A 25,624-nucleotide genomic window follows, 5' to 3' on the forward strand; every position below is an offset into this window, starting at 1 on the left:
CCCTCACACTCCCGTGCGGGCGGCCCTTCTCCTGAAGCGGATTCCTCTTTAAGTTTGGCTTGCCTGCAGCTGCGCCTTGCGGAAGTCGGTCGGGGTGACGCCGAAGTTCTTTTTGAACATCCGGTACAGGTACGAAGAGGAGGTATAGCCGATCCGCTCGGCGATCTCGGCCACCGGCAGGTCCGTCTCCAGCAGCAGCCGCTTGGCGTGCTCCATCCGGGTGGTGTTGATCACGTCGACAATGGCAGCGAGTGTCTGCTGCTTGTAGACCCGCGAGAGGTGGATGGAGGAGAGGTCCAGGCTGTCGGCGATCTTATTGAGGCACAGGTTCGGGTCGGCATACTCCCGGCCGATCATGTCGTTGACCTTGCGGATGAGATCCTCCTGCTTCATGCTCCGCTTCTCGGCCTGCTTGCTGCGCAGTTCGTCGAAGAAGGCGGAGAAGGCTTCCAGGAGCTCTTGAAGGGTCTCGAAGCAGTCGAGAGACGGAACATAGGCTTCGAGCCCCCGCTCCAGCTCCACATTGCCGTTCTTGCGGAGCGCGGTCACGATAGTGCCGACCGTTGCCGTCAGGCGGGACGCGGCGAGCTGCAGCGCCTGGAACGGATGGGCGGCGGTCTCCAGCAGCATCTCGCCGAGCAGGCTCTTGGCCTCATCCGTCTTCCCTGCCATCAGGGCATCGGTCATCCGGCGCTCCTTGTCGACGGGGAAGAGGTAGTCGGGCGCTTGGCGCTGCAGCGTATCTTCGGAGGCAATCAGGCTGCCGGGGCCGCGGAAGAACCGGTGCAGGGCCGCCTCCTTGACCTGGCGGTAGCACGCGGGGAGTTCCGACGGATCGGCAGACGCCGCGCTGTACGTGAGCGAGACGCTCAGCTTCAGGTAGTCGAGCAGAGAGCGCTGGACTTCGGCCAGCAGCGCTTCGAGGACGGAGGCGTGCGGAGGCTCCCCGCCTTCGGGGGCACCGAGCAGGAGAAGCACGCCGCTCTCGCCGAGATCGACCGTCTCTGTGCGGAAGGCCGGGGCGATGATCTCCGAGGCGATATTCATGACGGCGAACTGGTAGACCGTCAGGTCGTCGCCCCGCATCTCCCGGAACTCTTGGAAGCCGTCGATCCGCAGGAGCACGAGTCGGTATTCCCGGCGAAAATCGATCGTGATCCCCGCCTCCTGCAGCTTGCCAAGGTGCGCCTCCGTCTTCAGCGGATGGGTACCCTGCACAAGCGAACGCAGCAGTCCCTGCTTGAGGGGATAAAGGCTATTGCGCTTCTCGCTCTCGAGCGTGCTGACCTTGCTCGCCATCGCATGGAACGGCCTGTAGAGGAAGCGCGAGAGAAGCCACGAAATCAGCAGACCGGCCGCCAGAATGGCTGCGGCGATGCCGATGCTGGTGGTGCGGATGCCGCTAATCTTCCCCGTGATGTGCCGGTAAGGGGTAATTCGTACGTACTGCCAACCGAGGGGGTCCGGGGAAGTGAACGATACGAGGCTCTTCGTCCCGTTCAGCTCCTTGACGAAATAACCGGACTCGCGGCTCCGGACATCGCTCTCCAGCATTGCCAGAAGCGCGGGGGCCTGGTCGGAAGGAACACCGGCCAGCAGGCCGTCTCCGGTGAGCAGCTGTCCCCGGTCGTCCAGTATGTACGAGGTCCCTGCCGCATCGGGGCCTCCCTGGCCGAGATCCTTGTTGATCCAAGAAGCGGAGATGTTGACGATGACCGCCGAATCCATCTGCGTTCCTGTCCCTATGGCTTCATAGCAGAGGTAGGTATAGACGCCCATCATCTTCGGGTCCCCGGACTGCATGCTGTACCGGCGGGGGATGGGCGTGAACGGTTTGTACTCCTGGAACCGGTCCAGCACCTCCACGATGCCGGTGTCCGCGAGCTCGCTTTTGGCGAACGTTCCGTTCTGCCCGTGGTTTGAAGCGATGTACATAAGCCCGGATTTGGCATTATACACGTAGATCGATTCGATGAACGGCATGGAGCTCAGATACCCGGCCAGCTCGCTGGACGCCGCCGTCATATCATAGATGGAAGGGGTTTCATAAAACATCAGCTTCGAGATCGTAGTATTACGGTACATCTGGAAGGAGAGGGATTGGGCGCTCTGCGTCATGCCGACGACTTCCCTGCTCGTCTGCGCCAGGCTGCCGAGGTCGGACTGGTATACCTGGTTCAGCCCGATGCGCACGTAATTCGCGTAATATATATAAGAAGAAACAAGCAGCGTCGCCGCAATGCATAACGTTGTACTGAGCAGAAGCATGCTGTATAGCTTCCGGTTCTCCTGCGTCTTGAGCAAGCTCCGTCCCATCACAATAATTCCTCCCTATGAATCGATTGCTTCCTCCGAGCGGCATAAGCAGCTCCCCGCCGGGCACAGGCCGGGTTCCAGGCAGGAACTCCGGCGCAGAGGGCGTGCATCCATTATAATCCGGCGGCGCCATTTCTTATAGTGGAACGGGTGAACTTTGGTGACGCCGGCGGAGATGTTCTAGTGAACAAACGCAACAAGTATGAACAATGGTGAAGGCCGTCTCCTTACCGTATAGGGGGCGGTATTTTTTTTGGGGGTAAGTGCCATGCAGCCTGTGTTTTTCACCAGAATTTCACTGTCCGGCGGTATGCTTCTTCTTGTAGGAACTAAGCGATCACATCTATCACATGAGCATCACCAACAAACCGAGGAGAGGTGAACCGTATGAAGAAGAAAAAAGTAGGAAGCTGGATTCTGACCGCCGGTGTCGCGATTCTGGGCTGGGAGCTGCTGCAGAAGCTGTTCTTCCATGGTCCGGGAATGCGGGAGACGGCGGGGGGAGGCCGTCACCGGGAAATGGCGGTCCAAGGGTGGGCAAGCCGCCCTCGCGGCGGGCATGCCATAGGGCATCTGCCTATCTGGGCGGAAGTGCTGCTGCTGATCGTCTTCGCGGGTCTGGCCGGCTGGGCGTTCATCCGCTACCGGAACCGCCGGGCGAAGACGGCCGGAGCCGCTCCGACCCGGACCGCCGCTGTACCTTATGCATCCTACCGGGATGTAAGCCAGCCGGAGGCAGGCCTGCTGCTCGACCAATGGGAACAACAAAATCGCAAGGAGGACAAATAACATGGGAATCTTCGGAAGAATCAAGAACATTGCGGTGGCTGACGTGAACGATTACCTGGACGGACTGGAGAATCCGGTCAGTATGGTGAAGCAGTATATCCGCGAGGTGGAAGAAGCGGCGGGAGAAGCCCAGCAGGCCTATGCGAACCAGCTGGTGGCGGAGCGCCAAGTGGAAGGCTTGATCGAGGGCGCGCAGAAGACGGTGGCGAAGCGCTCACGTCAAGCAGAGCTTGCCGTCGATCAGGGCGAGGACGGCATTGCGGCACTGGCCCTGCAGGAGAAACTCGTGCAGCAGCAGCGGCTTCAGACTTACCTTGACCAGAAGGAACTCCTCGCCGGCCAGACGGCTGTGCTCAACGAGGAGCTCAAGAAGCTGAAGGACCTGCATGCGGTACTGCAGGACAAGCTGCTCTTCCTGACCTCGCGTGCGAACGCCGCCCAGGCGATCCGGAGATCGAATGCCGCGCTGCGCTCCTTCGATACGAACCGGATCGCAGGAGGACTGTCCCGGATCGAAGCCGGCATATGGCGCAGCGAAGCGCAGGCGGCAGCGTCCCGGCATGTGCAGGGCGTGTTCAGCGGAGGCACCCCAGCGAACGCCGGGCTGCAGGCGGACGTGCAGGAAGAGCTGAAGAAGCTGAAGGCATCCCGTTCGTAGGGGTAGGCCCGGCTCCAGGCGCAAGGCCGGCGAAGCAAAATCCTCCGCCGGCTTTTCCCTGTGAATAGATTCAGCGGTCCAGACAAACGATGAAATAGAAGTGAAAGCCATACCCCTGCATATCGATGAGGAAAGAAGGAATTCCTATGCGTAAATACAGACAGCTGCACCTGTGGATCGGGCTGATCTGCTCGGTCTTTATTCTGATCGAATCGGTCACGGGGCTGGTTCTGGCCGAACCGTGGCTGATCGGGGGCGAGAGCCGCTCCGGAGGCAGACCACCTCAGGCAGCCGCCGCCGCGGCTCCCGCCGGAGCTTCTCCGGCAGTTGCCGCCGTCACAGCCGCCGCACCCGCGGAGGGGGCCGGGACGGGCCGAGGCACGCAGCCAGCGCAGCAGCGCGGAGCGGAACAGGGCAGCAGCCTGATGGGGATCATGCATCAGCTGCACGAGGGGAGAATAGGCAGCACGGACCTGCGGTGGCTGGTCGATGTGACGGCTGTAGCGATGATTATCCTTACGGCGACGGGGATCATGCTCTCGGTCCAGACCCTGCGCGCCCAGAGCCGCTCGCGGAAGCGCCGGCAGGGGGGACAGGGCCCGGAGGCGGCCTGATCCCCCTGCTGGCATAGGAGCAAAAGAGCGGAGAGGCCCCTGGCCCCTCCGCTCTTTTGCTTCGCCTGCTGGGCTTGCGCCGCCTCTCCGGCCTCTGCCAGGCCCTGCCGCTTATCGGTGCGGGCCTTGTCCAAGCACCCAAAAGGCCCGTCCGGCTACGACTTCCCGGACGGGCCTCATGCATCTATTAACTGCCTTCGTGAACGCCTTACTATGCTTGGCTTGCGGCAGCGCTGGTGGACGTGCCTGCCGAAGTGCCGATTGCAGGGGCGGTATGCTTTTGATCGATGAACGTTTTGATCCGCTCTTCTTCCTTCTGCAGCAGACTGTAGATCAGCTTCTGCTTGTCTACGCCTTTCTCAGCGGCGATCTCGCTCAGCGACTTGCCGGCTTGCAGCTCCTTCTTCAGGCCGGCCGCATCGAGTCCGAGCAGGCTTAGCAGCTCGGTGTTACTCGAGGACGTTCCATGGCCGAATCCGCCTTTGCCCTTCATGCCGGGCATGCGGTCCGCCGAAGCGGCCGGTGCCTTCTCGTTCTGAGAGGCGGATGTATCGGTACCGGCCGTCGAAGTCGTAGACTGGGCGTAGGCCCTCGCGGCTATAGCCATCAAGGCAAGAGCGACTGTCAGGGGCAGGGCTTTCTTGTTCATCAGAGAATCCCTCCAAGAGTAGGTGTAGGGCGCGCCCTCCGCTCTGGCATCCGGGCGGCCCATGCTTTAGTATAGGGAGCAACGGTGAATAATCGGTGAAATTCCGTACCACGCCCCGTCGGCTTTCACCTGAATTTCACCCTGCGGCGGTAAGCTGAAGGGGCAGAAGAAGGAGGGTCGGAACGATGAACATTTTGCTTGCGGAGGACGATGACCGGCTCGGTGAACTCGTCGCGCACATGCTGAAGAAGAAGGCGGGCTACCGCGTAGACTGGGTGATGACGGGCGGCGATGCCTACGATTACGCGATGGCCGCCCATTACGATATATTGATCCTCGATTGGATGATGCCCGGCGGGGACGGGGTGGAGGCTTGCCGCCGGCTGCGCCGCTCCGGATACAGGGGCGCGGTGCTCATGCTGACGGCCAAGGACGCGTTGGAGAACCGGATCGAAGGGCTCGATGCGGGGGCCGACGATTATCTCGTGAAGCCGTTCGAGATCGACGAGCTGCTCGCCCGGCTGCGGGCGCTCTCCCGCCGCAATTACGCGCCGCTGAAGGAAGAGACGGTAACGATCGGGGCGATTCTGCTGAACCGGACAGGCTATACGGTGCAGCTGGGGGAGGAGGCCATCCAGCTGACGCCCCGTGAATTCCAGCTGCTGGACATTCTCGCGTGCAACAAAGGTCAGGTGCTGTCGAGGGATGTGCTGCTGGACCGGATCTGGGGGTACGATGCGGAGGTGTCGGCGAAGACTGTCGATGCCACAGTGAAGCTGCTGCGTAAGAAGCTGGAGCCGCTCGGTGGACAGGAACTGGTGCAGAGCGTACGCGGAGTGGGGTACAAACTTGAAGACTAAATGGCAGGCACTGCTGGATCGATTCAAAGGAGACGATATGTTCGGCCGGACGCAGCGGCGGTTGACCTTCGTGTACAGCGGCGTGCTGATGCTGTTCTTGGCTTTGTTCATCCTAATTTTCTACGGCATTCTCTACTATATGATCTGGAAGGACCAGGAGCAGGAGACGCTCTTACTCGCAGACCAAGAGCTGCAGGCGATCGTCAAGCATGTCGAGACGTACCGGGGGATCGATGCCCGGGCGCTCGAACGGGAGGGCGTCCTGTCTGAAGCGGAGGGCCAGCTCTTCAATTATATTGTCGGTCCAGACGGAGAGCTCGTCTATGGAACGGAAGCGGACCGGCGTATGCGGACCGAGCTGCTCGCGCTCGTCCAAGGAGGGGGGAGCGGGAGGGCCGGCATGCACCAGACGTCGCTGCGCTTCTCCGGAGAGCCGGCGAATGGGGAGGGGCGTCGGCCGCCCAGGGGCTACCGGCGGGGCAAGGAGCAGAACCAGCCCCTGGAGTTCCGACTCCTGGTGGCGGAGCGGCCGATCCTGTCGGAGGGCCGGCAGCTCGGCACGCTCTATGTCGGTATGAACGTCTCGTATCACTACGAGCTGTTCTTGTGGCTGCGGCTCGTCCTCGCGGGGCTCGGCGTGCTCTTCTTCGGCGTCGCCTTATACATCAGCTGCCGGATGTCGAAGCGGGCGATGATCCCGATCCAGGCTTCCTATACGAAGCAGAGAGAGTTCGTAGCGGATGCGTCCCATGAGCTGCGGACCCCTCTCAGTGTCATGCTGTCGTCTATTGATGCGCTGGAGATGGAGCAGACCGCGGAGACGGACCCGTTCGTCCGCAAGCTGCTCACCGGGATGAAGGAAGAAGTGAAGCGGATGAGCGGACTGGTCGGTGACCTGCTTACGCTCGCCAGGTCCGATATGCCGGAATACCGGCTCCAGCGGGAAGTCTTCGATCTGGAGCCGTACGCCCGAAGCACGGCGGATTCGATGCAGAGCCTTGCGGCGGCCAAGGGAATCCGTCTGATGGCGTCACTACCCGGCCCGCTGCCGGTATATGGCGATGCCGAGCGGCTGAAGCAGCTGCTGTACATTCTGCTCGACAATGCGGTCCAGTACACGGGGGAAGGCGGGGAAATCCGCTTGATCCTGAGAGAAGAAGGAAGCGGGGAGGCACGGAAGGCGGTCATTGAGGTGCAGGATACGGGGCTCGGCATTGCCGTAGAAGAGCAGCAGCGGATCTTCGACCGCTTCTACCGGGCGGACAAAGCCAGGAACCGCCGGCACGGAGGTCACGGTCTGGGGCTGGCCATCGCCAAGTGGATCGTGGACGCACACCGGGGCACGCTGGGAGTGGACAGCGCCCCGGGCCGGGGCAGCGTCTTCACGGTCCGGCTGCCGGCGGCCCAAGAGACATAGGGCCTCGGTTCGCTTCCCGCCTGCACCCGGACAAGCCCATCTTCCGCTCTGGAAGCCAAGAAGAGGCTGTGCCAAAAGGCAATTAATGATTTTTGATCCCCCACATTGCATAGGAACTCAGCGATAAAAAATGACCTCATCCTCCACGTAACAATGGATTTTGAGGTCATTTTTGGGTTGTTCCCCTCTACTGGGAACACTTGTGGGACAGCCCCGCTGCTCACGTTCACTCGCGTTTGGCGGCCTTCGCTTGATACATATGGCGGTCGGCCGTCTTGATCAGCCCGTACAAATCCCGGGAATCATCCGGGTACAAGGAGGAGCCGATCGATATGGCGATGTGCATGCCGTACTGCTCCGACAGGCGGGCGCATTCGTCTTGGAGCCGCAGCAGCATGGCCTGCAGCCCTTCGTTGTCCTTGTACTGGCCGAGGACGACGAATTCATCGCCACCCCAGCGGGCGACGACATCGCTCTGACGGGTATGGCGGAGGAGCAGCCCGCTGATCGCGCGGAGAACTTTGTCGCCGGTGTGGTGGCTGTACCGGTCGTTGATCTCCTTGAAATTATCGCAGTCCATGACCAGGACGTACAGCTTGGCCCCGTTGCGGTTTGCCAGGGCGCCCATCTTGTCGAAGGAGGCCGTGACGAACCTGCGGTTGTACAGATTCGTTAACGAATCTTTCTCGCTGTAATATTTGGCCCGGTCATACTGCAGTCCCGCCCACCAGGCCAAAAAAAGCAGCAGGGGGTACCCCAGCAGGTCAGCGGTATCGACAATCCCGTCGCGGAAATAGTAGTAAATCAGATAAGAGGTGTGAACAAAGGCAATGATAGCCGTAGTGGTCAGCCTGCCCAAATATTTCAAGGAATCTCATCCTTTGGATTAGTTCTAAAGGCCTATGTGATGGAGCTTTTATTGTAACAGAAGAGAGAAGCTATCGCCAACTTGTCGATGGCTGGAGGAACAACGCTTCAGCTGCACGGACACCCCCTGTAAAGGTATGATCCAAACCCCTCATCCGTATACGCTCTGCCGCCGGAAAGATCAGGGAGCAGCCGCAGGCCGCTGCCCGGACGGGAAGTTCGCCTCTGCTGCCAGGCACACAGCAAAACCGGTTCCCGTTAAGCCGGGAGCCGGTTCCATGAAGGCCGTGTAAGGTAAGCGTTCAGGAAGAAAGCGGCCTATCTCCGTTCCCCTTATCCTTCTTCTTGCCGAGAGGCAGCGACAGCGCGAACTTCTTGCAGGCCGCCTTTTGTTTGCCGTTGCGGTCAAAATGCAGGGTGGCATTGATCTCCCCGCCGAGGATGATAATGATGCTCGACAGGTAGAGCCAGGTCAGCAGAACGATGATGCCGCCGATGCTGCCATATGTCTTGGTGTAGTTGCCGAAGTTGTTGACGTAGAACGAGAACAGCAGCGAGGTGACGACCCAGCCGAGCGTAGCGAATACGGCGCCGGGCATCACTTCCTTGAAGGTGAGCCTCAGGTTCGGCACATAGCTGTACAGGAGCATGAAGACGATCACCATGGTCACGAGCGGTATCACGTACTGGGCGATGCCCCAGATGACGTCGAAGGAGCCGGGCAGATGCACGAACTTGTAGATGGTCTCCCCGATCACCCGGCCGAAGATCAGCATGACGAAGGAGAAGCCAATAACGACCGCCAGCACCAGCGTGAAGGCGAGCGAGATCAGCTTTACTTTCCAGAATGGGCGGTCTTCTTCCGCGTCATACGCTTTGTTGAGCGACTTGATCACGGCGCTGACCCCGTTGGAGGCCGACCACAGCGTCGCCAGCAGCCCGATGGAGAGAAGCGAGCCGCTCTGCGATTTCTGGATTTCGGCTAAGACCTCCCGGATGGTCTGGGTCGAGAGATCCGGCAGCACCCGCGAGATGCTGTCGATGGCATCCTTAGCTGTCAGGTCGGTGAAGCTCAGGACGGCGACCAGGAAGATGAGGAACGGGAAGAAGGACAAGATGAGGTAATACGTGAGCTGAGCCCCCATCGCCGGCACCTCGTCGTCTTGGAACCGACAGTACAGGCTCTCGGCGAGCAGCCTCAGCTTCATCTTGGGGGCGGGACCCCCGATTCCCGTTCCGGTCCCGGGGGCTTCCCGGTGTTCCCCGTTATGCGAATAGCCGCTGAAGGTTCCCTGGGGCGGTTTGCGGTTCTTATGTATCGCTTTCATGGGCGGTTTCTCCTCTCAAGGCATCGGATGGTTTCGGTCAGTAAGTTACCTAGTACTTACCCGTCCGAATCTATCGCTGAATCAAGGGGAGGCCGCGCCGCGCAAGGCCTGGGAGACACGTAGCGGCCTTAGGGCCCTTCTCTGCCGTACCCGGGTTTAGACCCCGCCGCTTGCGGTTAATCATCTCTTGGCGCCGCATTCCCGAGGAGCGCAAGGAGGCATATTGACCATGCAAAAGGAAACGACTCAGATGCAATTTATAACGCAGAACCCGATGGCACCGGATACTGAGTACGTGCTTATCGTGCATACGGACCGGGACATTCATATAGAAGAAGGCCTCTTTCAACCTGTTGATATTCACCGGTACGTAGAGCGGCACCGAATGAGCCCCGAGTGGGTGGAGATGATCACCAAGCAGGAGTTCAATGATCGGCTGGACCGTATGTTGACCGAATTCTAACGAACAGTGTTACCTAGCCCCGTTAACGCCAGGAGGTGTGAGGCTGGGATCTTCCGCTTCGCTTCACGAATGGAAGGCAGCGGCCGATATATACAATAAGGCAGTTAGAATAAGGCATATGGGAGCAGCCCTTAAGGGGCCGCTGCTTGCCTGCGCTTCCTGCGATAAGCCAAACATGCTAGGATAGAAGAGAGAACGATAGAGAAACAGGCAGCGAAGAGCGGGGTGACATCGGATGTTCTTAGAAAGTTTTTTTCAACGGATGAAGCGCGGGGAGTTCAATAACTACCCCAATCTGATTCCGCTGCACCAAGGCTTGGCCTACACGGTGAAGCTGCCGGATATGGTGACGAATCTGCTGATCGTTCCCTACGAATATACGGGACTGGCTTACATAGAGCCTCTTCCGAATCCGGGGAATACGATTAATATTTATCCGTACTATAACGGCCAGGTCATCGAAGAATTCGAACTTTCCCATGGAACGGATCTGCACAAGCCGACGACGGAGGAAGCGGTGCTCGAGCGGCTGTACAAGAATGCCTGGGAGCTTCAGCAGGCGCTGGCTCCCCGGGGCGGTTCCTTCGAGGACTACATCGTGAAAGTCAAAGGCACAATCGAGTTTCTGCGGTACTTCAACTCTGCAGTGAAGGTGAACAACAAAATTTCGTAGCGGGTATGCGCTTGGGAGGTGGAGCCCGGTGGTTGTGCTGCTCGCCTATCTCGCCGTCATGAATGCGGCCGGCTTTGCAGTGATGGGCTCAGACAAATCGCGTGCACGGAAGGGCGGCCGCCGCCGGGTGCCGGAGAAGCGGCTGTTCCTTCTTGCTGGGGCAGGGGGATCGCTTGGGGTATGGATCGCTATGCGTTTCTTCCGGCACAAGACCCAGCATCAGAGCTTCGTGATCGGCGTTCCGGCGATCCTGATCGTTCAGGTGCTGGCAGGATTGTATGTATTCGATCTGCTCCGGTCTGTCCGCTGATGGAAGGCAGGAACGGGAACAAAGCGTCCGCAGGTGCGGGCGCTTTTTCTTGTACCGGGACGCCCGCAGGCCGAGTGAAGCAGATCCCGGGCTTCCCTAACACGGAAATCACCGGGCCGTTAGTCCACGCCATCGCGGAAGTGCTTCACAAAGTGCCTGTCTCCCTTGTAGAGAAGGTCCTACGCCGTCCATTCCAGCGTCGAGAGAATCTGCTCCCGGAGCTGCTGTACAGCCCAGGTAGAATACCTCCTCCTCAGGTCCCTTCGGACTGACGCCGGCCTCCATGAAGGTAGTGTGCTCAGCATGCGGATTCCGGATTCCTGCGTTGTCCAAGGGCGGAAGACGGGTGTGTTTTCTTGACAGGGGTTCCCGCGCAACGTTATATTTCAACGTAAAGAACCAGACTTGGGAAGACCGGGGGGATGCCTTGATGGGCCGCAGACGAAAGGGAACGGGGACGGAAGACCTGCTCGAGACCCGCAAGCGGATCGTGGAGACCGCCCACCGGCTGTTCATGGAGCTCGGGTACCGTGCCGTATCGACACGGCTTATTGCCGATGCCTGCGGCCTGACCCAGCCGGCGCTCTATCATCACTTTGCGGACAAGCAGGAGCTCTATCTCGAAGTCATCCGGGAGAGCATAGCGAAGAACCGCAGTGCCCTCGAGCGGATCACGCAGGGGGGCGGGCCGCTGGAGGAAAGGCTGCGCCGAGCCGCAGCCTACCTTCTCCTGAACGCACCGCCGAACATGAATGTCATGTTCCACGACATGAGATATGAACTTGCCGAAGCATCGCGGGCCGCGGTGCATGAGGGATTCCGGCATGGGTTCGTGGAACCCCTCGCCTCGCTCTTCGAAGAAGGGCAGCGGGAAGGCTGGCTGAGGGGCGCTCCAGAGGGCGGAGCGGATCCGTATACGGCGGCCTTCCTGCTGCTCAGCGTCAGCCGCTCCATGCTCCACGCGGGGAGCGGCGCAGAAGGGCTGCCGCCGGGAGGGCTGGAGCGGACGGCGGAGGAGCGGGCCGCCATGGCGGTGGACATGCTGCTCCATGGGATGGTGCGCCGCACCGGGGAGCAGGCCGTGTAGCAAGGCGGCCTGGACAGTGGCCGCCGCCCTGCAAGCATAGGAAGCGGGACGGGGAGACTTCATTCACCCGGATCGACGGCCGTACAGGGCTATGTCCGAGCCCGCTTAGGTGAGGCGCGATGGCGCCCCAGCTAAGCCTGTTCATGGCTGCCTCGTGCATGCAGCTTTCCCAGGCGGTACGGCTGCCTTATTTGCGGATCGTAACGCGCGTGCCGATGGACACGTTCGCGGCCAGCGCATTTACGTCCCGGTTCAGCAATCGGATGCATCCGTGGGAGACGGCGTGCCCGATAGAGGACGGATTGTTCGTTCCATGGATACCGTAATGCGGCTTGGAGAGGCCCATCCAGAACGATCCGTAGGGACCGCCGGGATTCGGGACTTTGTTGACGATCTTATATTCTCCCTCAGGCGATTGGGTGAGCATGGCTCCGACCGCTATCGGATACGTATTGCGTACGATATTGCCTTCGAGCAGATGGAGTTTGCGGTCGGACAAGTCCACAATAATCCGGTAGGCCATAAGGGAATCACCTCCCTGTTCGTGTTTCCTGCTCTCATCCTATGCGGGAAGCGTTCCTCTTTGAACCTTTACGGACCGGGGGATTTCCGTTGTGCCGTCTGGAGCACAATCCATTATTTGTTTAGGAATCGGGTGAACGAGTGCATGCTGCGAATTTGCGCTGTAACCATTAACCGGCAGTTCCTGCCTTCAATTTCCCTGCAGGAGCTCGGCAGTCCCGGCCTCCTGTGGTATTGGGCGGATTTCAGCGAACCGACGGAAGACGAGGCGCTCCTGCTCGATAGTCATTTTCACTTTCACCCGCTGGCGGTGGAAGACTGCTACTACCTGCTGCAGCGCCCGAAGCTTGAGCACTACGAAGACGTGCACTTCATGATCCTGCATGCATTGGATCCGCAGAAGCTGTCCGCACGGGAGGTCGATATGTTTATCGGTCCGAATTTCATCGTCACGTATCACAAAGATGCGCTGAGAGAGCTCGATGAGGCGTGGGCCCGAATCCAGAGGAAGGAGAATTGGAGGAAAGGTCACCTCTATGCGGCCTACTCTGTCATGGACAAACTCGTTGACCAATACTTCCCGGCAGTTCATGAACTGGAGGACGGTCTGCTTTCCATCGAATCGAGGCCCCGCCGGCGTTCGGTGCAGGCGCTGATGGACGAGGTATTCGACACGCGTTCCCGCCTGCTCAAGCTGCGCAAGACCATCGTCCCGATGCGCGATCTGTTATACCGCTTGATCAACTCCGACCGGGTCGAAGGCGTGAGGGAGCATCTGTACTACTTCACCGACGTCTATGACCACCTGCTGAAGCTTGCGGAGATGATTGAAGCCAACAGGGAGGTGACGGCGGATATGCGGGATCATTACATCTCGCTGAACGCCAACCGGATGAACAGTATCATGAAGACGCTCACCGTCATCACGACGATATTCATGCCGCTCACTTTCATTGCGGGCATCTACGGGATGAACTTCGAGTATATGCCGGAGTTGTCCTGGCACGGGGGATATTTTGCCGTCCTGGGGGTTATGCTGGGGCTCGGCGCGGGGATGTATCTGTGGTTCCGCCGCAAGGGATGGTTCGAGTAGGGAGGGCCGTCTTCCCAAAGGGATGCTTCCAAGCCCGTACCCAAATAAGCTATAATCTAGGAGACGCTGCAGGCGCGGCGTCCGCTTCCCTGTGCCCTCGAGGCCGGGAAAGCCTATATAGAATAGAGATAGGATAGGAGAGTGCTGCAGTTGAGTGACATTATGAATGCAATCATCATGGGCATCGTGGAGGGATTAACGGAGTTCCTGCCGGTATCATCGACCGGCCACATGATTCTGACGGCGCATCTGCTCGGCTTTGAAGGCGAGCGGGCCAAGACGTTCGAGGTCGTAGTGCAATTGGGAGCGGTTCTCGCCGTCTTCGTGCTGTATTGGCGCCGGTTTCTCGGGTTCCTGGATGTTCGGCCGGGCTTCCTGAAGCGCCCTGGCATCAATGCGGTGCATGTGGGCTTAGCCATGATTCCGGCGGTGGTGATCGGACTGCTGTTCCGGGACCAGATTAAGGCGTTCCTGTTCGGGCCCAATCCGGTGCTCTACAGCCTGGTCGCCGGCGGGATTCTTATGATTGTGGCAGAGAAAGCGCGGGTGCGCGTGACCTCCGAATCAATGGATGACATTACATACAAGCAAGCGCTCGGGATCGGGCTGTTCCAATGTCTCGCACTGTGGCCCGGCTTCTCGCGGTCCGGTTCGACCATGTCCGGGGGCATGCTGCTCGGGACGAGCCAGAAAGCCGCTGCCGAGTTTACGTTCATCGTCTCCGTTCCGATGATGTTCGCCGCGTCGGGGTACGATCTGTACAAGAGCCGCGAATTCCTCACCATGGCTGACCTTCCCCTGTTCCTGATCGGTCTTGCTGCTTCCTTCATCGTCGGGATGCTGGCGATCGTGACCTTCCTCAACGCCATCAAGAAACTGAAGCTGAGCTACTTCGCCTACTACCGTTTCGTCCTTGCCGCTATTTTCTTTATTATTTTGTATTTATAAAATGGCATACAGCCGCTCGCCAAAAACACCGCAGGGTACGAGACCTGCGGTGTTTTGAGTTGGGGGACGAGGCTGCCGCGGAGCGGCTGAAGCCATCCTCGGCCCAGCTGCTGCCTCCCGCACCGCCTCCGCTGCCCGGAGATCTGGGGTAGACAAAAAAGGAAGCGGGAGGGGGCGCCCGCTTCCTTCATTACCCCTATGGGATAAAAAGCTACGGATGGATCCCTGCCGGCCAGCCCATACTACGCTCACCATCTACTACGGTCACAATCCCGTGCTCTGGGAAGCCGGCAGAGCGGCCGTTGTCCCGGAGCCGGCGCGTACCTCGGCCGCTTCCTCCAGCTTGCCGGACGATCTGCCGAGCAGCACGGCCATTTGAGCCCGGGTGGTCGGAAGCCCTGCACGGAAGGTGCCGTCCGGATATCCGCTTACGATGCCTTCGCGGGCCAGCGTACGAATGGCTTCGTAGGACCAGCGCGACGGGGTCACGTCCTGGAAGGCCGGAAGCGAAGCGGCGGCAGCGGACGAACCTGCCGATGGGAGGCTGAGGGCTCGGACCAGGATGGCCGATAGCTGTTCGCGGGTCAGCGGGGCTTCGGGATCGAACCTGCCTCCGCCCACACCGTCGATCAGCCCGGCACTTCGGGCGGCGGCGATGGTCGCATAGGCCCAGTGGGCCGAAGGGACATCGGTGAACCCTGCCGGTGCGGTTCCCGCTGGCAGCTCCAGCGCTCGGACCAGGATGGCCGCCGCCTGGGCACGCGTCAAGTTCGCGTCCGGCTCGAAGTGTGCGGTCGCCGTTCCTGTCATCCAGCCCTTGTCGGCTGCCGTGAGGATATCCTCCAGCGCCCAGTGTCCTTCCGCATCTGCGAAGTAATTGCGGTTAAGCCAGTCCTCGAAGTAACTCCAGGTTCCGGCGGATTCCTGTCCCATACTCCAGGCTCCGGAGCCCTTCAGGTTATATTTGCTAACGAGCTTCAGCTTCGCTTTGATCGATTCTTCATTCTCATACCATACCGTATACGATTGGCCTGCAGGGAGCTCCTTGTAGCTCACTGTCGCCGGGGCGCTGCCTTCAGGCAGTGTGAAGTTCATGACCGGGGAGTCGGTATCGGTGTCATAGATCACGGAGCCGTTGTGCGCAGCGGTGAGCTGCTCCACTTTACGGTTCGAGATCCCGAGTCCCCGGATCGTACCGTCCTCGCTCCAGAGCCGTCCGTAGAAGGGGATCCCGAGGAGCAGCTTATCGGCTGGGACGCTCTTCAGCGCCTCCTGCACGGACTTCTCGACCCAGGGCAGGCTTGCTACAGGGCCTGCGGTTTCTTCCCCTTCGTAGGATTCGTCATAAGCCATGAGCAGGATATAATCGGCATACTCCGCCAAGGCTTTCATATCATAGGAGCCGTGCCAGCCCTGCGTCCATCCGTTCGGATTGGCGGCTGCCGCTACCGACACCTCTTTATCCTTGGGCAGCTTCTCCCGAAGCAGGCGGACCAGATCAGTGAAGGCTTCCCGGTCTTCGTCCGTTACGTTCTCGATATCCACATTGATCCCGTCGAGCCCCGTGCTTACGATGTTATCCGCGATTTCCTGCGCCAGCGCTTCCCGGTTCGCTAGAGCCAGACGCCCCGCCTCCCGGCCCCAATGGTTGCTGAGGAACGGTACGACTTTGATCTGCTTTTGATGCATGGTTTTCGTGAAGCTCTCTATGCCATCCGCCCATTTCAAGGTGCCGTCGGCCTCAATATCAATGAAGCTCGGGGATACCCGGTCAAGGGCCCCCTGCGATCGTTCTACCTGTGTAATATAAGAGGAGGTCGAGCTCCCATATAAATATCCCAGACTCATGCGTCCGGCGGACTCGGCAGATACCGGTCCCGCGATGGGCAAAGCTGCCGCCAGAACGGCTGCGGTCACGAGCGTCTTGATGATTTTCATGAGGTTACCGCTCCTTTGTCTCAAGTCTTTGCTGTATGCCACTATCATAGTACGGAGCCCGCGGCGCCATCTAGGGCCGATTGTTTCCATGGCAGGAGAGGGCAAAGTTGGAGGCCCGGAGCGGTGCCGCAGGACGGACGGTAGGGCAGCGAGTCGTAGAGGGAGTACCCCGTCCCGGGCCACACCAGGGGTAGGGATAATCGGTGCCAGCCTCTTCGGAATCCGGGTGAAACTAAAGAGAGTAAAGAGATATAAAAAGCAAGTCGTATAAATGGAAGGAAATTGAAAAGTTGTGTCGAATATATGAATATTAAAAAATAATAACGCACCTTATGATACAATACGTATCTAACTTAGAGAGGACAGGTGGATGGGAAGCTATGATTCGAACCCTACGAGGACCGGTTTACGGCTTGATTCTGCTTTTGCTTCTTCCCGTGCAGGCACATGGTGCCCCGGGAGAGCTGACCGTTAGCATCCTAAGCCCTGGACAAGGAAAACCCGGCGGCCCCCTATTGAATGTGAAGGCTGCCGTATCGGGCTCCGCCGAGATGAAAAGGGTTACAGCCAAAGTCGGTGACCGGGAAGCTGTCTTGGCCAAAACCTGCGTATTCGCCCAGTGCACATGGACCGGCCCCCTCTCGCTTGCGGGACTGCCCAAAGGCGCCAAGGAGCTCAGCGTGCTGGCGGAGGATACGGCGGGACGCACCCGGGAAGCCAGGCAGAGCTTCGTCTACGACGAGCCTCCGCTGCTGAAGATCTCCGGTCCCCCGTCCGGCTACGTCTCGAGGGACGGCGTTTTCCGCGTGACCGCCGAAGCCGCTGATGATACCGCCGAACCGGCCGTGAGCATCAAGGTCACCGAATACCAGTCGGGGTATGTGCTCGGTTCGTACACGGGCGGCGCACAGGTGAGCCAAGAGTTCGATGCGCGCGCCTTTGACGGCCATAAGCTGGAGGTGCATGTGAGTGCCTCGGACGGCAAGGGCAACGAAGTGAAAGAGACCCGCACTGTGCACGTGGAGACGAGTTCCTATCTGAGTGCCGTGGAGCAGGTACCGGGCGAGATTGCGGACTTCGACGAGAGCCGGATTCTCTATACGGCGGTTGACGGCTCCCTGCGGATCCGCGGACGCGGTACCGCGGAGGATACGGTGGTCTTCGCCCAGCCGGGCCGCAGCACGCTCGAACAGAAGCTCGTGCCGGGCGGCGCGGTATTCTCCTTGTACCGGAGCGGTTCGTTCTCGGATCAGGAGCTCTACCTGTGGCAGGCCGGCCAACTGAAGCCGCTGGCCTCCGGTGCCTCCGTCCGCAGCGGGACGTGGAGGGCGGTATCCGGCAAGCATGCGGTATACGATGAATTTCCGTCCTCGCAGACGTATTATTTGAACACGGCGACCGGGGAACGGAAGGTCATCGGCTCGTTCATCTACCATACGGATATTACGCCGCAGGGACAGCTTGTATTCTCGGATCTGGACGGCGGCATCTATCGTTACGAACCGGACACAGGGGAGCGGACGCTGCTGCTCGGCAAGGAAGAAGAACCCTATGATTATATGAATCCGGTGGCGGACGGCAGCAGGCTGCTCTTCTCGGTTCACACGAACATTGCCAAGTTCGACGGACAGTCTGTGACCGAGCTCAGCCCCCCTTATCCCGAGGAGGAGATCGAGCGGGGCGCGAATGTATTCCCTTACCGGGATTACCAGGCCAACGCTGGCTGGCTGGCGTACACCAAGACCGATGGAGAGAACCGCCCGATCTATCTGGAGTCGCCGGATGGATCCGTGAGCAGGGTGGCGGACACGGGCGGCTATCCGTCCATCGGCCGGTTGACCGAGAACGGAACGCTGTCCTTCTACAGCCAGGGACGCATGTATCTCGCGAAGCCGCAGGGCGAGCCGACCGCCGTGGCCTCCTCCCGGGGCCAGGATTTCTACCGCGGCGGGATCTTCTACAAAACGCTGGGCGACACGCTGTTCCGGATCGATCTGGAGTCGGACCGCCACCCGCCGGTTTGGCCTCCAGGCACGAAGTTGACCGTATCGGATGTGACGTACCGGAGTGTCCGGCTGCAGTGGACACCGGCCGAAGACGATCAAGGGGCGGTAGCCTATCAGATCTACCGGGACGGAACGCCGGTAGCTTTGGCCGGAGATGGCCAAACGAGCTATACGGCGGAGGATCTGGAGCCGGACCACACGTATGTATTCTCCGTAGGGGCGAGGGACGGCTCCGGCAATCTTAGCTCCGCCGACCCGCAGACCCGAGTCACGACCGCGCAGCGTCCTTATTCCTCGGCTCCTCCGAAGGTCGAGATTCTCGATCCGCCGTACGAAGCGGTGGTCCGCGATGGCCGGCTGCACTTGTTGGCGAAGGTATCGGACGACGGAGCCGAGCCTGCGGTGTCGGTGAAGCTGCACTCGGCAGGTCCGGAGCCGGTAAATATACCGGCCTCCGGCGCAGCGGGAATCGACCGGACCCTCGATCTTTCGGCGTATGAGGGACAGTGGGTCGAAGTGGAAGTGACGGCGGTGGATGACGAAGGCCAATCGGCCAGCGTCCGTCGTCCCGTCCATGTGGAATCGGGCCGCGCCCTGCTTCCCGTGGCGGAAGCGGACGGTCGCATCGTCGGCTATGACCAAGAACGGCTGCTCTTCACCGGCAGCGATGGAGCGCTGTATCTCCGGAGCCGGCTGGGTGGAGAGGACACATGGATCTTCGGCGATCCGGATGTGCGGACCGATGAGCATCTGCTGACCACAGACGGGGCGCTGTTCGCCGCTTATGGACGTGAAGACGGGGAACCCCGCGGTCTCTATCTGTGGCGCGCAGGCAAGCTGACGGCGTTGACAGGGGAAGCGGCCGGCACAGGAGCAGGTTGGTGGATGATGCGGGAGAGGGAGCAGGCCGTCTTCGCGGTGGAAGAGGAGACGGAGCTTTCCTACTATCATCTCGATCTCCGGACAGGCGGGGTCACCCGGATTCCGGTGAAAGGCTGGCTCGGAGCGGACGTGCTTCCCTCCGGGGACGTAGTGCTCTCCGACGGTCAGGGGTTATATACCTTCCATCCCGCGGGCGGGGAACTGAAGCCGCTGCTGATGCCGGGCGGAGGGGAACGTTACGAGCAGCCCGAAGCCGGCGGCGGGAAGCTGCTCTATGCCAGCGGCGGGGCGATCGTGGAATATGACGGTACAGCCTCTACCGTGTTGAGCCCTGCAGGGCAGGCGGGAGAACGCTTGGATGCGGCCGGGGATTACGAGGCGGCCGGAGGGTGGACAGCCTATACCCAGAGCATGGGAGACACCGCGAATTCCCGCCAGATCTTCCTCCGCTCCCCTTCCGGCACCGTCACCCAGGCGACGGATTACGAGACGCACGGCCACCCGAGAATATCCCGGCTGTCCGAGGATGGGGTTCTGACGTTCTACGCCGGACCCCGCAATGAGCTGTATGCCTTCTCGGGCGAAGGGCCGGCCCAACGCCTAGCGACGGGAGACGGAGTGGATGAGCTTCAGGAAGGCGCCTTCTACAAAGCGCTGGGCCGCACCCTCTTCAAGCTGGAGGCGGGCAGCCAGATTGCCGAGCCCCCCCTCTGGCCTGCGGAAGAGGCGTTGACGGTCAGCGGCGTGACCTATGACAGCGCGCTCCTCCGGTGGAAGGACGCAGCGGCCCGCGGCGGTATAAGTGCTTATACCGTCTACCGAGATGGAGAAGCACTGGAGACGGTAGGCGCCGCAGTGTACGAGTACCAGGCGGCTGGTCTGGAGCCGGGGAGGGCGTACACCTTCTCCGTTACCGCGACGGACGCGGCGGGGCGGGTCAGTGTGAACAACCCGAGCGTGCAGGTGCGTACGCCGGGCGTCCCGGCTACTGCTCCTCCGAAGGTGACGCTCCAGGCCAAGCCGGGGTTCCTGAAGACGGGCTCGGAGCTGGAGCTCCGGCTTCGGGCCCGGAATGCCTCGGATCTCCGGGGCTTCCTGCTCAAGCTGGATTATGACCGCAGCCGTTTCAAGCTTCATCAGATTTTTCTCCATCCGGAATTCGGGACCGAGAACAAGACAGTGCAGCTCGCCAAGTATCTCGCAACCCCGGGCCGGATCGGCCTCAAGGGGACGCTGGCCGCGACGAGACCTCCGGTGAACGGGAATCCGGGGTTGATTACGCTGAGGTTTACGGTCCTGCAGCCGGGGGAAGGCACCTTCACCCTAGCGGAAGGCTCCGTATTGACGGACAGTGAAGGCACGCCGGTCTCTGTTCCGACGCCGGCTGCGCTGACCCTTATGGCCGACAGCGCCGACTTGAACGGGGACGGACGAACGGATGATGAGGATATAACCCTGCTTACCCGCCACAACGGCACGGCCGCCGGACAGGAAGGCTATGTACCGAAGTACGACCTGAATCAGGACAGCCGGATCGACGAGAAGGACATCCGGTATGCCCGGGAGCAAGCGGACGCTTCACGGGCCTTGAATCAGTAACCTGACAGGCAGGCGGAAGCCATAGGTAAAAGTTAGGCCCCGGTGGCAGTGCACCGGGGCCTTTTGGAATGCCATTTGATCGTCGCAGGATAGTGGAGTCTCTCTTAGGCAGCCGCCGCCGCAAGCCGTCACGCCCGCCGGTTGTGCAGTAACGCCGGCCCTGCGAGGGGACTGCATTTCCAGTGTAGGATATGAAATGCATTTCATGTCAAGGGGGCCCCTTAAGCTACAGAGCCTGGCGGATTCGGGCGGTTCGCGTTACAATCGCGTAGGTTGGGGTTGAACGGAAATGAGAGCTGCAGGAATAGAAGGAGGGCGCTACCATGGCGAATATCAAAGAGATAGCCAAGCTGTCAGGCGTGTCCGTATCCACGGTGTCCCGGGTGCTCAACGGGCACCCTTATGTGGCGGAAGACAAGCGGCAGGCGGTGCAGGACACCGTCCGCAGGCTGAATTATTCGCGCAACCTGAATGCGGTGCAGCTCATCAAAGGAAGGACGGGCATGATCGGGGTCATTCTTCCGTATATCCATCATCCTTATTTCATGATGCTGCTCGAAGGCATCGCCCGCGAAGCACTGCAGGAGGGAGTGCAGCTCGTGCTCTGCCAGAGCAATTACCGGGCGGAGGAAGAAACGGCCATGCTGGAGAGACTGCGGATGAAAGGCCTGGACGGCGTCATCCTCTGCTCGAGGGCGCTTGGCTGGGAAGCCCTCGAAGCTTACTCGGACTACGGCCCCCTGGTGGTCTGCGACCAGCCGGGTTCCCCGCTGATCTCCTCGGTGTATATCGATCACTACCGGTGCTTCCGCGAGGCGATGGATTACCTCAACCGCCGGGGGCACCGCCGGATCGGATTCTCCCTCGGCCGCGGAGACAGCGCCAGCTCGCGGGAGCGGCGGCGGGCCTATGCGGATGTGCTGGAGGGGTGGGGTGAGCCGCTTCGCGAGGATTGGGTTCTTCCGGGCTGCTTCACCCTGGAGGACGGGGCGGAGCTGATCCGGCGCGTGCTGGCTATGGAAGAGCGGCCCACGGCCATGATCGTCACGGGAGACGAGGTGGCGGTGGGCTTCATGACGGAAGCGGGCAGGCAGGATGTGGCCATTCCCGGAGACCTTGCGCTCATGGGGTTCGACAATCAGCCGATTTCCCGGATGTTTGCGCTCACGACGATCGACAACGGACTGACGGAGATGGGGCGGACCGCTTTCTCGATTCTCCACGGGCGGATCCAGGGGGAGCAGGCGGTCGTGCATCGGGAGCTGCCGTTCACTATCGTAGAGCGTTCGACGGTCTAGCCGGCGTCGCCGGGTTAGGTTAGGTCGTATGCGGATCCGCATGTACGGTGGCGTGAGAGGACGGGGGTTAGGCGCCGCCCCCTCCTACTCGATGGCACGTGAACACGCCTTCCCCTGCTGCTCCAACCGGTAGGCTTTGGGCGTAAGGCCCGTGTGCTTTTTGAAGGTATGATAGAAGTGTGACATGTCCCCGAACCCCGACTCTCCGGCAATAGCCGTGACGGGAAGTCCGGTATGGCGGAGCAGCTCCTTCGCCTGGTGCAGCCGGTAAGCGGTGAGAAAGCCGTTCATCGTGTAGCCTGTCGTGCGCTTGAAGAGGGCGAACATCCGGGAGCGGGAGAGGGGGAAGCTGCGGCACAGCTCGCCGACCTCGAGCGTCTCATCCCGGTAACGGCGGGTGAGCAGCTCGATCACTTGGCCGGCAAGTTCCCTGTCGGAGAGAGGGCCGGGGGAAGCCGGCTGCAGTTCAGCCCGGGCGAGGACGAGGAATAGTCCGGTGAGCAGGTGCTCCACCGCCAAGCCGAAGAGCGGCAGCCGCTGCCCGGTCTCCCGCTCGAGCGAGGCGAGGAGGCTCCGCACCTCCAGAAGCAGCGCCGGGGGGAGATGCCAATGGGCGCAGGAAGCCTCGGGTCCGCCCCAGAGCCGTGCGGCCGCTTCGGCGAACCCGGCAGTATGTGCCTGCAGGCCGTCCGCCAGCGGTTCCCCGAGCGACAGCACATACCGGTGGAACGGCTCCCCGCCAGCGGGGCGGGGCATATGCAGGACACGGGGCTTCACCAGAGTCAGCGTGCCGGGCGCCATCGGGTACATCCTGTCTCCGGCGAGGAAGATTCCGGTACCCTTCAGGCAGAAATACAGCTCGTAGCCGTCATGGGCGTGCAGGTGCGACTGGCCGAGCGGCTGCTCCCGGAGCTCGCAGTGCAGCGGATACCGGGTAAGAAAGGCGTTCGTGAACTCATCGACGGCCTGCTGTGTGGCTTCGGGGGAAGCATGGCCGTCCGTGGGCGGCGTAGAATAGGGGTTCATTCCTCTGTTCCTCCTTGGCACTGGGATGAGGGCGGATTCCGTCCGATGCTGGCAAGCGTACTCCTTCCATTGTAGCTGCCTCTGCCGGGGGGATAAAGAGGGAAGAGGGACTTTTCCCCATACGTTTGGAGACGCTTCCCCAAGCGGAGAATGCTGCCCTTCTTTTATAGTAGTAGCAAGAAGGCAGTAACGGCGGGCAGCCGGAGGGGGAGATGGCAGGGATGAACAGGGAGCGTGCAGCCGAACGGGTTTGGGGATTTATGCAGGAGGACCATACGGGACACTGGGGCATGGATCTCCATCAATGGGACTGGGTTCCGGGCGTGGGCGTCATTGCCCAGCTGGAATACGGACAGTCTTCCGGACGGAAGGAGGTCTTGGACGGGCTGGAGGATTGGGTCCGCCGCAACGGGGCGAAGGCGGCCAGGGCCCGTGTGATTAATGCGATGGCGCCGTTCGCCATATACCCGGAGCTGTACCGGCTTACGGGAGACCCGTCGCTGAAAGAAGCGGCTGTGCGGACGGCGGACTGGATGGTGGGAGAGGCCCCGCGTACCCGGGAAGGCGCCTTTGAGCATACCGTCACGGAGAATGTGAGCTTCCCGGAGCAGGTATGGGCCGATACGGTATTCATGGCGGTGCTGTTCCTTGCCCGGACGGCGCGTCTGACGGGATCGGAAGCCTATGCCCGGGAGGCGGCGGCCCAGGTCGATCTGCATCTGAAGCTGCTGCAGGACGAAGCTACCGGTCTGCTCTTCCACGGATGGAACTCCGGGGAAGGCAGCCACATGTCGGCCGCGCGGTGGACGCGGGCCAACGCCTGGATCGCCGCCGCTGTGCCGATGATCCGTCTGGAGCTCGAAGGCTTGGCGGAATGGGCGGAAGAGAGCACCCGACGCTACCGCCGCCTTATGGAAGCATTGGCGGGCTGCCAGGGAGCCGGCGGGCTTTGGTCCACGGTCCTGGACCGGCCGGACTTTTATGAGGAAACCTCGGGCAGCGCCGGCATCGCGTACGGCATGCTGCAGGGCATCCGTGCCGGTCTGCTGGAGCCGGAGCTGCGGTCCTCGGCGGACCGGGCCTTGGCGGCCGTGCTCTCCCGCATTGCGGAGACGGGCGAGGTGCGGGGCGTGTCGGGAGGTACGCCGGTGATGGAATCCGTCGAAGCCTATGGCCGCATCCCCTGCTTCCCGACCTTGTACGGACAGGGGCTCGCCCTGATGCTCCTCTCGGCGGCAGGGGAGAGTTGAAGCAGAAGCGCTGGGCACTCATCTGATAGAATACACGTCCGCCTGACTGCGGTTGCTCTGGCATGACGCAGCGGGTACAGCCTCTACCCGAATTTCGTTTCCCGGGCTCTCAAGTTATAGTATGCTGGGAAGTATCGATAATAGAGAGAGCGAGGGGGGTTCCCATGTCCCATCTGGAATTTGAATGGAAACCCTCCTGCTGTACGGCCCGGCGCGATGACAGCGGCGGGATCCCCGCGGGCGGGGCGCAGGAGCAAGAGCAAGCTTCTATTCAGGGTTCTACTCCTGCTTCCATCCCCGTGGGGGGACGAACTGAAGCCGGAAGGCAGGCACTGGTGCAACATTTGGCAGGGCAAGTTCCCGGACAAGAACAACCTCAGCGTCTCCCGGAGAGTTTCTGCAAGAAGAGGGCTTGAGTCCAAGCGAACCCTGCACTGGATCATATACTGTAAGCAAGAGCAGTGGGCATAGAGCGCAGCCCGAGAAAGCTCAAACTTACCGAAGGAGTGATCCGATATGGGTTATGCAGGCGGATGCGGCGGCGTAGGTACTGGCTTTACGTCAACAGGTGTCATTCTTGTTCTTTACATTCTGCTGGTCATTGTTGCGACGGCAGGATTCTTCATCTAAGCTGCGGGGGAGCAGCATCAAGCAAAAACCGGTCATCGCCTGGAGGCGGTCGGCCGGTTTTTTCCATTGCAGGAGGGGCGCTCGCCGGCGTCCGCACTCTTCATCCGTCTTTTGCGAAGCCTTATCTTCCCGCGGAGCCGTTGTAGTAGGGTATGCCTCGGTACAACAATGGGCAAGAAGGTAAGGATGGAACAGGGAAGGAGGTGGGGCATCATGGCCGAAGTAAAGGTGCTGGATAACGGTCCGCTGCTGGTTAGCGGAGCGGAACTGCTTGACGGGGAAGGGAATAAGCTCGAGAGCAAGGATCCGATGTATCTCTGTCGCTGCGGCTTGTCCGCGAACAAACCGTTCTGCAACGGGGCGCACAAGGGCAAGTTCGAGAGCGAGGTAAGGTCGTAACG

23 protein-coding genes are annotated in these 25,624 nt (G+C 60.7%); 16 read left to right on the forward strand and 7 right to left on the reverse strand.

Features of this window, described 5'->3' with window-relative positions:
* Positions 1-48 precede the first annotated feature (48 nt).
* Positions 49-2,316, reverse strand: a complete 2,268-nt coding sequence (locus O9H32_RS28750; protein WP_269869544.1) for an AraC family transcriptional regulator — start codon at positions 2,314-2,316, stop codon at positions 49-51.
* A gap of 387 nt (positions 2,317-2,703) precedes the next feature.
* Between O9H32_RS28750 and O9H32_RS28755 the strand changes: the two genes are divergently transcribed.
* The 3 genes from O9H32_RS28755 (at position 2,704) to O9H32_RS28765 (ending at position 4,377) form a co-directional block, all read left to right on the forward strand.
* The gene (locus O9H32_RS28755; protein ID WP_269869545.1) at positions 2,704-3,105 is read left to right on the forward strand and encodes a hypothetical protein; all 402 of its coding nucleotides are present in this window, start codon (positions 2,704-2,706) and stop codon (positions 3,103-3,105) included.
* A 1-nt stretch (position 3,106) separates the two neighbouring features.
* Positions 3,107-3,763 carry a PspA/IM30 family protein gene (locus tag O9H32_RS28760; RefSeq protein ID WP_269869546.1) on the forward strand — a complete coding sequence of 219 codons (657 nt, stop codon included), beginning with the start codon at positions 3,107-3,109 and terminating at the stop codon, positions 3,761-3,763.
* A 125-nt stretch (positions 3,764-3,888) separates the two neighbouring features.
* Positions 3,889-4,377, forward strand: coding sequence for a PepSY-associated TM helix domain-containing protein (locus tag O9H32_RS28765; protein WP_406627407.1), 489 nt, complete (start codon positions 3,889-3,891; stop codon positions 4,375-4,377).
* A gap of 211 nt (positions 4,378-4,588) precedes the next feature.
* Here the strand turns inward: O9H32_RS28765 and O9H32_RS28770 are convergent, their stop codons facing one another.
* A complete protein-coding gene (locus O9H32_RS28770; protein WP_269869548.1) occupies positions 4,589-5,026 on the reverse strand; it encodes a hypothetical protein in 438 nt (145 codons plus the stop codon).
* A 185-nt stretch (positions 5,027-5,211) separates the two neighbouring features.
* On the opposite strand from O9H32_RS28770, the gene O9H32_RS28775 reads away from it, so the two are divergent.
* Both O9H32_RS28775 and O9H32_RS28780 read left to right on the forward strand, forming a co-directional pair.
* Positions 5,212-5,886: a response regulator transcription factor gene (locus O9H32_RS28775; RefSeq protein ID WP_269869549.1), complete on the forward strand. Its 675-nt coding sequence runs from the start codon at positions 5,212-5,214 to the stop codon at positions 5,884-5,886.
* Positions 5,876-7,303 (forward strand): sensor histidine kinase, encoded by a 1,428-nt coding sequence (locus O9H32_RS28780; protein ID WP_269869550.1) that lies wholly within the window; start codon positions 5,876-5,878, stop codon positions 7,301-7,303. Before O9H32_RS28775 ends, O9H32_RS28780 begins: the two co-directional genes overlap by 11 nt.
* A gap of 226 nt (positions 7,304-7,529) precedes the next feature.
* On the opposite strand, the gene O9H32_RS28785 is transcribed toward O9H32_RS28780, so the two are convergent.
* Positions 7,530-8,171: a GGDEF domain-containing protein gene (locus O9H32_RS28785; RefSeq protein WP_269869551.1), complete on the reverse strand. Its 642-nt coding sequence runs from the start codon at positions 8,169-8,171 to the stop codon at positions 7,530-7,532.
* Positions 8,172-8,472: 301 nt separating this feature from the next.
* Entirely contained in the window at positions 8,473-9,498 is a 1,026-nt protein-coding gene (locus O9H32_RS28790) for a YihY/virulence factor BrkB family protein (RefSeq protein WP_269869552.1), read from the reverse strand.
* A 274-nt stretch (positions 9,499-9,772) separates the two neighbouring features.
* Between O9H32_RS28790 and O9H32_RS28795 the strand changes: the two genes are divergently transcribed.
* From O9H32_RS28795 to O9H32_RS28810, 4 genes are all read left to right on the forward strand, one after another.
* Entirely contained in the window at positions 9,773-9,961 is a 189-nt protein-coding gene (locus tag O9H32_RS28795; protein ID WP_269869553.1) for a hypothetical protein, read from the forward strand.
* A 235-nt stretch (positions 9,962-10,196) separates the two neighbouring features.
* Positions 10,197-10,634, forward strand: a complete 438-nt coding sequence (locus O9H32_RS28800; protein WP_269869554.1) for a hypothetical protein — start codon at positions 10,197-10,199, stop codon at positions 10,632-10,634.
* Between the two features lie 28 nt (positions 10,635-10,662).
* Positions 10,663-10,944: a DUF1294 domain-containing protein gene (locus O9H32_RS28805; RefSeq protein WP_269869555.1), complete on the forward strand. Its 282-nt coding sequence runs from the start codon at positions 10,663-10,665 to the stop codon at positions 10,942-10,944.
* 430 nt (positions 10,945-11,374) lie between these two features.
* Positions 11,375-12,031 carry a TetR/AcrR family transcriptional regulator gene (locus O9H32_RS28810; RefSeq protein WP_269869556.1) on the forward strand — a complete coding sequence of 219 codons (657 nt, stop codon included), beginning with the start codon at positions 11,375-11,377 and terminating at the stop codon, positions 12,029-12,031.
* Between the two features lie 187 nt (positions 12,032-12,218).
* On the opposite strand, the gene O9H32_RS28815 is transcribed toward O9H32_RS28810, so the two are convergent.
* Complete coding sequence (locus O9H32_RS28815; protein WP_269869557.1) at positions 12,219-12,554, reverse strand: L,D-transpeptidase; 336 nt, start codon at positions 12,552-12,554, stop codon at positions 12,219-12,221.
* Positions 12,555-12,698: 144 nt separating this feature from the next.
* Between O9H32_RS28815 and corA the strand changes: the two genes are divergently transcribed.
* Together corA and bacA are read left to right on the forward strand one after the other, a co-directional pair.
* The gene (gene corA, locus O9H32_RS28820; RefSeq protein ID WP_269869558.1) at positions 12,699-13,646 is read left to right on the forward strand and encodes a magnesium/cobalt transporter CorA; all 948 of its coding nucleotides are present in this window, start codon (positions 12,699-12,701) and stop codon (positions 13,644-13,646) included.
* Positions 13,647-13,796: 150 nt separating this feature from the next.
* Entirely contained in the window at positions 13,797-14,594 is a 798-nt protein-coding gene (gene bacA / locus O9H32_RS28825) for an undecaprenyl-diphosphate phosphatase (RefSeq protein ID WP_269869559.1), read from the forward strand.
* Between the two features lie 264 nt (positions 14,595-14,858).
* Here bacA and O9H32_RS28830 read toward each other — a convergent pair whose 3' ends face one another.
* Complete coding sequence (locus O9H32_RS28830) at positions 14,859-16,532, reverse strand: glycosyl hydrolase family 18 protein (RefSeq protein ID WP_269869560.1); 1,674 nt, start codon at positions 16,530-16,532, stop codon at positions 14,859-14,861.
* A gap of 551 nt (positions 16,533-17,083) precedes the next feature.
* Here O9H32_RS28830 and O9H32_RS28835 point away from each other — a divergent pair.
* Both O9H32_RS28835 and O9H32_RS28840 read left to right on the forward strand, forming a co-directional pair.
* Positions 17,084-21,019: a fibronectin type III domain-containing protein gene (locus O9H32_RS28835; protein ID WP_269869561.1), complete on the forward strand. Its 3,936-nt coding sequence runs from the start codon at positions 17,084-17,086 to the stop codon at positions 21,017-21,019.
* A 323-nt stretch (positions 21,020-21,342) separates the two neighbouring features.
* The gene (locus tag O9H32_RS28840; protein ID WP_269869562.1) at positions 21,343-22,317 is read left to right on the forward strand and encodes a LacI family DNA-binding transcriptional regulator; all 975 of its coding nucleotides are present in this window, start codon (positions 21,343-21,345) and stop codon (positions 22,315-22,317) included.
* Positions 22,318-22,401: 84 nt separating this feature from the next.
* Here the strand turns inward: O9H32_RS28840 and O9H32_RS28845 are convergent, their stop codons facing one another.
* Positions 22,402-23,343, reverse strand: a complete 942-nt coding sequence (locus O9H32_RS28845) for an AraC family transcriptional regulator (RefSeq protein WP_269869563.1) — start codon at positions 23,341-23,343, stop codon at positions 22,402-22,404.
* A gap of 221 nt (positions 23,344-23,564) precedes the next feature.
* Between O9H32_RS28845 and O9H32_RS28850 the strand changes: the two genes are divergently transcribed.
* The 3 genes from O9H32_RS28850 to O9H32_RS28860 all read left to right on the forward strand — a co-directional run bounded on the left by O9H32_RS28850 (position 23,565) and on the right by O9H32_RS28860 (position 25,622).
* Entirely contained in the window at positions 23,565-24,593 is a 1,029-nt protein-coding gene (locus O9H32_RS28850; protein ID WP_269869564.1) for a glycoside hydrolase family 88/105 protein, read from the forward strand.
* A 516-nt stretch (positions 24,594-25,109) separates the two neighbouring features.
* A complete protein-coding gene (locus O9H32_RS28855) occupies positions 25,110-25,223 on the forward strand; it encodes a YjcZ family sporulation protein (protein WP_269869565.1) in 114 nt (37 codons plus the stop codon).
* Positions 25,224-25,436: 213 nt separating this feature from the next.
* Complete coding sequence (locus tag O9H32_RS28860; RefSeq protein WP_269869566.1) at positions 25,437-25,622, forward strand: CDGSH iron-sulfur domain-containing protein; 186 nt, start codon at positions 25,437-25,439, stop codon at positions 25,620-25,622.
* The last annotated feature ends 2 nt before the right edge of the window (positions 25,623-25,624 follow it).

Source organism: Paenibacillus caseinilyticus (assembly GCF_027533645.1).
In the GTDB taxonomy this organism is placed as follows: Bacteria; Bacillota; Bacilli; order Paenibacillales; family NBRC-103111; genus Paenibacillus_G; species Paenibacillus_G caseinilyticus.

Bases quoted from the DNA above. Each gene is read 5' to 3' on its own strand.
- O9H32_RS28750 (WP_269869544.1), bottom strand. From the start codon at position 2,316: ATGGGACGGAGCTTGCTCAAGACGCAGGAGAACCGGAAGCTATACAGC.
- O9H32_RS28755 (WP_269869545.1), top strand. From the start codon at position 2,704: ATGAAGAAGAAAAAAGTAGGAAGCTGGATTCTGACCGCCGGTGTCGCG.
- O9H32_RS28760 (WP_269869546.1), top strand. From the start codon at position 3,107: ATGGGAATCTTCGGAAGAATCAAGAACATTGCGGTGGCTGACGTGAAC.
- O9H32_RS28765 (WP_406627407.1), top strand. From the start codon at position 3,889: ATGAGGAAAGAAGGAATTCCTATGCGTAAATACAGACAGCTGCACCTG.
- O9H32_RS28770 (WP_269869548.1), bottom strand. From the start codon at position 5,026: ATGAACAAGAAAGCCCTGCCCCTGACAGTCGCTCTTGCCTTGATGGCT.
- O9H32_RS28775 (WP_269869549.1), top strand. From the start codon at position 5,212: ATGAACATTTTGCTTGCGGAGGACGATGACCGGCTCGGTGAACTCGTC.
- O9H32_RS28790 (WP_269869552.1), bottom strand. From the start codon at position 9,498: ATGAAAGCGATACATAAGAACCGCAAACCGCCCCAGGGAACCTTCAGC.
- O9H32_RS28795 (WP_269869553.1), top strand. From the start codon at position 9,773: ATGGCACCGGATACTGAGTACGTGCTTATCGTGCATACGGACCGGGAC.
- O9H32_RS28800 (WP_269869554.1), top strand. From the start codon at position 10,197: ATGTTCTTAGAAAGTTTTTTTCAACGGATGAAGCGCGGGGAGTTCAAT.
- O9H32_RS28810 (WP_269869556.1), top strand. From the start codon at position 11,375: ATGGGCCGCAGACGAAAGGGAACGGGGACGGAAGACCTGCTCGAGACC.
- O9H32_RS28815 (WP_269869557.1), bottom strand. From the start codon at position 12,554: ATGGCCTACCGGATTATTGTGGACTTGTCCGACCGCAAACTCCATCTG.
- corA (WP_269869558.1), top strand. From the start codon at position 12,699: ATGCTGCGAATTTGCGCTGTAACCATTAACCGGCAGTTCCTGCCTTCA.
- O9H32_RS28830 (WP_269869560.1), bottom strand. From the start codon at position 16,532: ATGAAAATCATCAAGACGCTCGTGACCGCAGCCGTTCTGGCGGCAGCT.
- O9H32_RS28835 (WP_269869561.1), top strand. From the start codon at position 17,084: ATGAAAAGGGTTACAGCCAAAGTCGGTGACCGGGAAGCTGTCTTGGCC.
- O9H32_RS28840 (WP_269869562.1), top strand. From the start codon at position 21,343: ATGGCGAATATCAAAGAGATAGCCAAGCTGTCAGGCGTGTCCGTATCC.
- O9H32_RS28845 (WP_269869563.1), bottom strand. From the start codon at position 23,343: ATGAACCCCTATTCTACGCCGCCCACGGACGGCCATGCTTCCCCCGAA.
- O9H32_RS28850 (WP_269869564.1), top strand. From the start codon at position 23,565: ATGAACAGGGAGCGTGCAGCCGAACGGGTTTGGGGATTTATGCAGGAG.
- O9H32_RS28855 (WP_269869565.1), top strand. From the start codon at position 25,110: ATGGGTTATGCAGGCGGATGCGGCGGCGTAGGTACTGGCTTTACGTCA.
- O9H32_RS28860 (WP_269869566.1), top strand. From the start codon at position 25,437: ATGGCCGAAGTAAAGGTGCTGGATAACGGTCCGCTGCTGGTTAGCGGA.